This window comes from Bacillus sp. ISL-41 (genome assembly GCF_018613235.1).
Lineage (GTDB): Bacteria > Bacillota > Bacilli > Bacillales > Cytobacillaceae > Mesobacillus.
On record NZ_JAGGQP010000004.1, the window covers coordinates 26,383 to 32,746 of the forward strand.

The 6,364-nt window shown below is 42.4% G+C and carries 6 protein-coding genes and 1 pseudogene; 3 read left to right on the forward strand and 4 right to left on the reverse strand.

From position 1 onward, the window contains the following. Nucleotides 1-22 precede the first annotated feature (22 nt). Nucleotides 23-1,375, reverse strand: coding sequence for an L-cystine transporter (locus J7I80_RS02065; protein WP_251027543.1), 1,353 nt, complete (start codon nucleotides 1,373-1,375; stop codon nucleotides 23-25). Nucleotides 1,376-1,614: 239 nt separating this feature from the next. After that, a pseudogene (locus tag J7I80_RS23590) lies at nucleotides 1,615-1,839 on the reverse strand (glutaredoxin family protein); the annotation flags it as partial. Nucleotides 1,840-2,239: 400 nt separating this feature from the next. Here J7I80_RS23590 and J7I80_RS02075 point away from each other — a divergent pair. Then, nucleotides 2,240-3,514 carry an ATP-binding protein gene (locus J7I80_RS02075; RefSeq protein WP_214735774.1) on the forward strand — a complete coding sequence of 425 codons (1,275 nt, stop codon included), beginning with the start codon at nucleotides 2,240-2,242 and terminating at the stop codon, nucleotides 3,512-3,514. A 15-nt stretch (nucleotides 3,515-3,529) separates the two neighbouring features. Here J7I80_RS02075 and J7I80_RS02080 read toward each other — a convergent pair whose 3' ends face one another. Both J7I80_RS02080 and ytvI read right to left on the reverse strand, forming a co-directional pair. Further along, the gene (locus tag J7I80_RS02080; RefSeq protein WP_192472810.1) at nucleotides 3,530-3,709 is read right to left on the reverse strand and encodes an H-type small acid-soluble spore protein; all 180 of its coding nucleotides are present in this window, start codon (nucleotides 3,707-3,709) and stop codon (nucleotides 3,530-3,532) included. A gap of 80 nt (nucleotides 3,710-3,789) precedes the next feature. After that, nucleotides 3,790-4,821, reverse strand: coding sequence for a sporulation integral membrane protein YtvI (gene ytvI, locus J7I80_RS02085; protein WP_214735775.1), 1,032 nt, complete (start codon nucleotides 4,819-4,821; stop codon nucleotides 3,790-3,792). Between the two features lie 260 nt (nucleotides 4,822-5,081). On the opposite strand from ytvI, the gene J7I80_RS02090 reads away from it, so the two are divergent. Next, nucleotides 5,082-5,726 (forward strand): DNA-3-methyladenine glycosylase, encoded by a 645-nt coding sequence (locus tag J7I80_RS02090; RefSeq protein ID WP_214735776.1) that lies wholly within the window; start codon nucleotides 5,082-5,084, stop codon nucleotides 5,724-5,726. Next, complete coding sequence (locus tag J7I80_RS02095) at nucleotides 5,723-6,250, forward strand: D-glycero-alpha-D-manno-heptose-1,7-bisphosphate 7-phosphatase (RefSeq protein ID WP_214735777.1); 528 nt, start codon at nucleotides 5,723-5,725, stop codon at nucleotides 6,248-6,250. The genes J7I80_RS02090 and J7I80_RS02095 overlap by 4 nt, the downstream gene beginning before the upstream one ends. The last annotated feature ends 114 nt before the right edge of the window (nucleotides 6,251-6,364 follow it).

The window sequence follows — 6,364 nt, forward strand, 5'->3', positions numbered from 1 at the left end:
CTTGGCTGGCTTATTATCATTCTTATGCTTCTGCTTCAATTTTTTGATTCATATCTGTATAGGTGGATGAATCAATTTCTTTTGTGATTCTGCTTGTGAGGATACCCGAAGTCATCGAGCCGCTCACATTTACAGCGGTACGACCCATATCAATCAATGGTTCGATGGAAATCAGCAACCCAGCAAGGGCAACCGGCAGGTTCAACGCTGAAAGTACTAGTAACGCCGCAAATGTTGCACCGCCACCGACTCCGGCAACTCCGAATGAGCTGATAGCTACGATCGCGATCACGGTTGCGATGAATGATGGTGTCAATGGGTCAACACCAACCGATGGTGCTATCATGACTGCCAGCATCGCAGGATAAATCCCGGCGCAGCCGTTTTGCCCGATCGATAAGCCGAATGAACCGGCAAAGTTTGCAATCCCTTCAGGTACTCCAAGGGAGCGCTGAGTTTTGATATTTAATGGCAATGCCCCGGCACTCGTTCTTGAAGTGAAAGCGAACGCGAGAACAGGAAATGCTTTTTTAACATATGTGACTGGATTCAAACCAGCAATCGTCAGTAATAACAAATGGATGATGAACATGATTGCAAGCGCAACATATGAAGCTGCTACGAATTTACCTAGTTTTAAGATTGCGTCGAAATCACTTAAGGCAACGGTCTTTGTCATGATGGCAAGAACTCCATATGGAGTCAGGCGCAGGATCAGCGTGACCACCCTCATGATGACCGCATAGAATGCATCGACAATCTTGGCGAAAAGCTCTGCCTGGTCTGGAGACTTTCTCCTGACTCCTAGGAATGCAATTCCCAAGAATGCCGCGAAAATAACGACAGATATTGTAGATGTTGGTCGTGCCCCGGTGAAGTCTAGAAATGGATTGGCTGGCAAGAGATCAAGAATTTGCTGTGGCATTGTGCGCCCTTCAATTCCTCCATACGTTTCCTCAAGCTTCTCAGCACGTGCTTGTTCCGCCTCACCCTGTGTAATTTGCACCGCTTCAAGGTCGAAACCAACCGCAGTAGCAATCCCGACCGCTGCGGCAACAGCTGTTGTACCCACCAGCAAGCCGAGGATCAATGTACTGATTTTACCGATGTTATTGGTCAGCTTAAGCTTCGTAAAAGCAGCCAAAATCGATATGAATACTAGCGGCATAACAATCATTTGCAAGAACTTTACATAACCGCTTCCCACAATCGAGAACCAGTCAGCACTCTTCATAATTACTTTGGATCCCGCTCCATAAATGAATTGCAATGCAAAACCGAAAACAATCCCTATTCCAAGTGCAATGAATACTCGTTTAGAAAAAGATACATGTTTTTTTTGCATATAAAAAAGAACAGCAATGATGCCAAGCATAACTGCAATATTTAAAATAACAAGTCCAGTGGTCACTGTCTTTCCCCCCTAATTTATCATTCTCGAATAATATAATACATGTATTCATATAAGTCAACTCGGAATTAAATTGTTATCCTCCTTCTTTATAGGATTATATATTATAACTTATGTTGGTCCAGAAGGTTCCATGTCAGAGAAAATTTTTCCTCAACAGAAAAGAGGCTCCGAATTTATCACTCGGACCCTCACCTGTCTTTTTACTGCTTTAATTTTTCGGCAAGTTTTTCTATTTCGCTCCTGTTATTTTCGAATCCGATCAGTACCTTCTTGTCTTTCATAAAAAAGAGCTTCGTGCTTGTAAAAATAAACGCTGGTACAATCGCTGTACCTGTCTGCTCTTTAAGTTTTTTCTCCTGTTCAGGCTCGCCCTGGACATTGATTTCTTCATACGGTATATGATTCTGCGAAAGAAACTCCTTCGCTTCCTGGCAATCTGTTCACATTGGCCGGGTGAAAAGGGTTAATGAGCTTTTGGTCATTTTTACCTCCTGCAGTATGTTGTAAAATTAGTATAACGCCAAGTTATGAAGCGTATCCAATAATCCGCTTTTAGCTGTCTGGATTAGCCCAAGAATGTTAATGCTTGGCACTTTTTGTTATGAATCCTTGTGATTACCTTTAGATTATACCGTCGCACAACTAAAACAGTTGGCAATCAGTGAACTCCTGGAATAACACTAGACATCCACTTTCAGATAAAATAAAAGCAACTATGATCAATTTTGTGTTAAAGTAAAAGTAATATATTTGAATAATTTGTCTTTTTGCAGAACTATCTTTTTGATGGAGCAGGTGGCTCCTTGTCGACTGGAGATTAAGACTATGGATCAATTAACAATTCTTGTATTGAATCTGATCTTCATCCTGATTACTACATTTGTGTTCCAATACATTATCGTCAGCAAATTTCCAAACTTATATCGAAAATACGCCAAGATCCTCATTGTTATACTAGGCGGTATTCAAATCCTGTTTTGTATGTCTTTTACGGTGATTGGCAGTCCTGATTTCATCTTCGACCTCCGATTGATCCCTGTTGTTGTAGGGGGGTTGTATGGAGGTCCGGTCGTAAGCATCATGCTTTTCATCATCGTTGCAGCCGCAAGAGTTCCCTTTGGCGGCAGCGGTGTATGGATTAATTTTTTCAATATGCTCACGATCACCATTTTAACCGTTTACCTGTCCGGAAAGTTTAAGTCCTTCCCGTTATCAAGGAAGTTATATACTGTTGTGGCCGTCGCGCTTTCCTATACTGTCCTCATCTTCCTGATGAAGGCGACCGTGTTTAAAGATCCGTCCGATTTTCAATTCATGATCTTATATGGACTGACCCTTTCCGCCGGGATATTTATCGTCACTTATTTTATTGAAATCATGATGCAAAACCAGCTTTTACATAAAGCAGTAATCAAATCTGATAAGATTGAAGTCGTATCACAATTGGCTGCCAGTGTCAGTCATGAGGTCCGAAACCCGCTTACAGTCACACGAGGGTTTTTACAAATGTTAAAAGATCCAAGCATAGATGAGAAAAAGAGGCTTTATTACTTGAATACAGCAATTGATGAACTCGACCGTGCAGAAACAATCATCAAGGATTACCTGAATTTTGCAAAACCACAATCGAATATGGCATCATCCATCTGTGTTAAGGAAGAAATTGAAAAAGCTCTTGAATTAATCCTGCCTTATGCCAATCACTTTTCGGTAAATATTAAAAAGGATTTGATGGCAGGAATGAATATCTCCGGAGAAGCTGTCAAATTCCATCAATGCATACTAAATATCATCAAAAATGGTATTGAAGCAATGCCAAACGGCGGTGATCTTGTGATCAGCTGCCGCGAGTTGGCAAATAACCATGTATCCATAACCATCGAAGATACTGGATGCGGCATGTCTCCACAGCAATTAGCAAAAATCGGCGAACCCTACTTTTCCACCAAGGCTGAAAAAGGTACAGGTCTCGGGATGATGGTCGTTAATAAAATCATTCAAGAAATGGGTGGTACGGTGGAAGTAAAGAGTAAACTAAACGAGGGCACTCAATTCAGGATCACCTTGCCGCTTTATGATATAGAAAAACGGGAGATTTAATATTCTCCCGTTTTTTCATTCCTCTATTAGATTCAAGACTGGCACGTCTCTTTCTACTTCCGGTTCTGATTTAGAATAAATCCTCGCCATTTTGCTTTTCTCATCTACATGCTGGATAATGACTGGCGTCCCATCATACGTTACATTGATCATATCTGCTGACTCAACGATTTCTTTTGCCCGGCCTACATTCATTCCTTTAGTTCCTCCTTCTTGGTAACAAACATAATTTATGCTTAATCATGTTCTGCTATCCAAAAAAAGCGGCCTAAATATTAAATCTTGAAATTGAGCCGGATAACATTTGCTTTTCTCAAAGTGTCGTAGATAATCACGACGATTGGACCGATAAAAATTCCGGCTAGCCCCAGAAGCTTGAGTCCGATATACATGCTGACCAGGGAGGCAAGCGGCGATATGCCAAGGTTCGTTGAATAAATCTTTGGTTCGATCACCCTTCGGACAACAGTGATGACCAGGAACAGTATGATTAATCCGATTCCCAAAAAGTGATTATCCTGCAAAATGGTAATGACAGCCCAGGGCACAAGAACAGACCCTGTTCCAAGGATCGGCAGTATATCGACAATGACAATCAATAATGACAGCAGTCCTGTATATTTCACCCCAAGAATGCTAAGCCCAGCCATTGCCATGATAAAGGTGACGGCACTAAGGATCACCTGGGCTTTTAAAAAGCCTATCCCCGCCTTGTTTAACTGGCTTCCAACAAGGAAAACCTTCTGCCGGGTCTCTTCCCTCAAATGAGACTCCAGCTTCATTTTAAGATTAGGAAGTTCAAGACTGAACAAGAATAACGCAATAAGATAAACCAGAAATTCAATCATAAAACCGGGTATGGCCGTCAGCAAATTGATTGTACCGGCAATGAATTGCTGCAAAAGAGAATCAAGTGTATTGATATTCGTTTCAATCGTCGTCTCGATCTGGTCAGTGACTTCATCCGGGAAGTTCTTTGAATAAAATTCCCACTTGCCCATCATTGGAAGAATTGCCGTCCTGTAAATATCCCTGACGAATGTAGGAGTTCGCTCAGATAAGGATACCGCCTGATGGGCAATCATCGAGACAAGATTGTACCCTATCACACCTAGGAAGATCACATAGCTGATAAAAACACCAAGCACTGCTTGAAGACGCTTAAATGAAAATCTTTTGATAATCCATTGAACCATTCCTTCGAGCATAACTGCTGTTAACATAGCAAAAATGAGCGGAAGGCTATAAGGTACAAGGAAAAAAATGATTACAGCAATCACTGAAATCGATAGCCATTTTTTCCACATAATATTGATACTCCCTTTAAGGAAATTAAAACAACAGAGCTTTAAAGATACTATATACCATCTTTAGATTCTCCGCTAATTTTTTCATTAGGTCTTTTGGGCAAGGCTTTTTTCTCAAACAATTACTTTATAATCGGCTTTAGGATTTTAACAACAATCTTTACGAAAACAACCATACGAAAAACAGCCTTGCGCAAAAATAATGGATGACTCTTTCATCTGCAGGGTATAGAGGTTAAAAACAGTTAATAGGAGGTTTTATGGCAGATCATATGAGGAACTTCCAGGCACTTAACAATGATTTTTTCCAACAGCCCACCCTTGAATTGGCTGTTTCGCTGCTTGGATGCACTTTAGTAAAAGAATCTGAAGAAGGAATAGCTGCAGGAATGATCGTGGAGACGGAAGCCTATATTGGCCCGATCGATCAGGCGGCACACAGTTATAATAACCGCAGGACAAAAAGGACGGAGGTCATGTTTCACCAGGCAGGTCTTGCTTATACTTATGTCATGCACACGCATACACTCTTCAATGTTGTCAGTGGAAAAGAAGGCAATCCAGAAGCTGTGCTGATTCGGGCAGTGGAACCCCTGGAAGGCTTGGATCTGATGGTCAGGCGGCGAGGCATGCCGGAATCCCCCAATCTCACCAATGGTCCCGGGAAGCTGACAAAAGCGATGGGCATAAAGATGTCGGATTATGGGCATCCCTTAACGAAGAAACCACTTTTCCTCACACAAGGAATTGTGCCAGACAGCATTTCCTCAGGCAAGAGAATCGGTATCGATAATTCAGGGGAAGCGAAAGACTACCCATGGCGTTTCTGGATCACCGGCAACCGCTATGTTTCCCGGCATCAGAATGCTGAAAAAATCATCGTGAACAAAGGGGGATCGAAATGAAGAAAAAAGCCATATTTCTGGACAGGGACGGGGTCCTTAATGAAGTACTGTCCCACCGGGTAAAATTCGTCAACCAGCCGGAAGATCTTTACTTGCTTGAAGGGGCAGCTGAAGCTGTCGCAGAATTGAGCAAAGCCGGCTATGAGATTTTTGTTGTCACCAATCAAGGAGGCGTAGGCCTTGGATTCCTGAAGGAAAAGCGCCTCCATGAAATCCATGACCACATGGTAAAAATGATCAAGGAACATGGCGGCCATATCAAGGAGGTTGCATACTGCCCGCATAAACCTAAGGCAGGATGCGAATGCCGCAAGCCAAATGCCGGAATGCTCACTCACCTTGCTAGCAGACACGATATCGAATTGACCGGAAGTGTAATGGTTGGGGATCACGAACGCGATATCGAAGCCGGAAAAAAGGCAGGATGCAAAACGGTCTTCATTGGGACCGAAGAAACAGCTGCAGATGAGAAGGCTCCCTCGCTGCAGGCAGCCGTTCCGTTGATTTTAGAGCTTTTGAAATAAGGAATTTTATCCTTTAATAAGAAGAAAAAAACGCTGCCAGAAGAACTGGCAGCGCTTTTCGATTCAGGCTTGACGCTTTTTTCGGAATTAGTTACTTTTCGTGTCTCCATCACC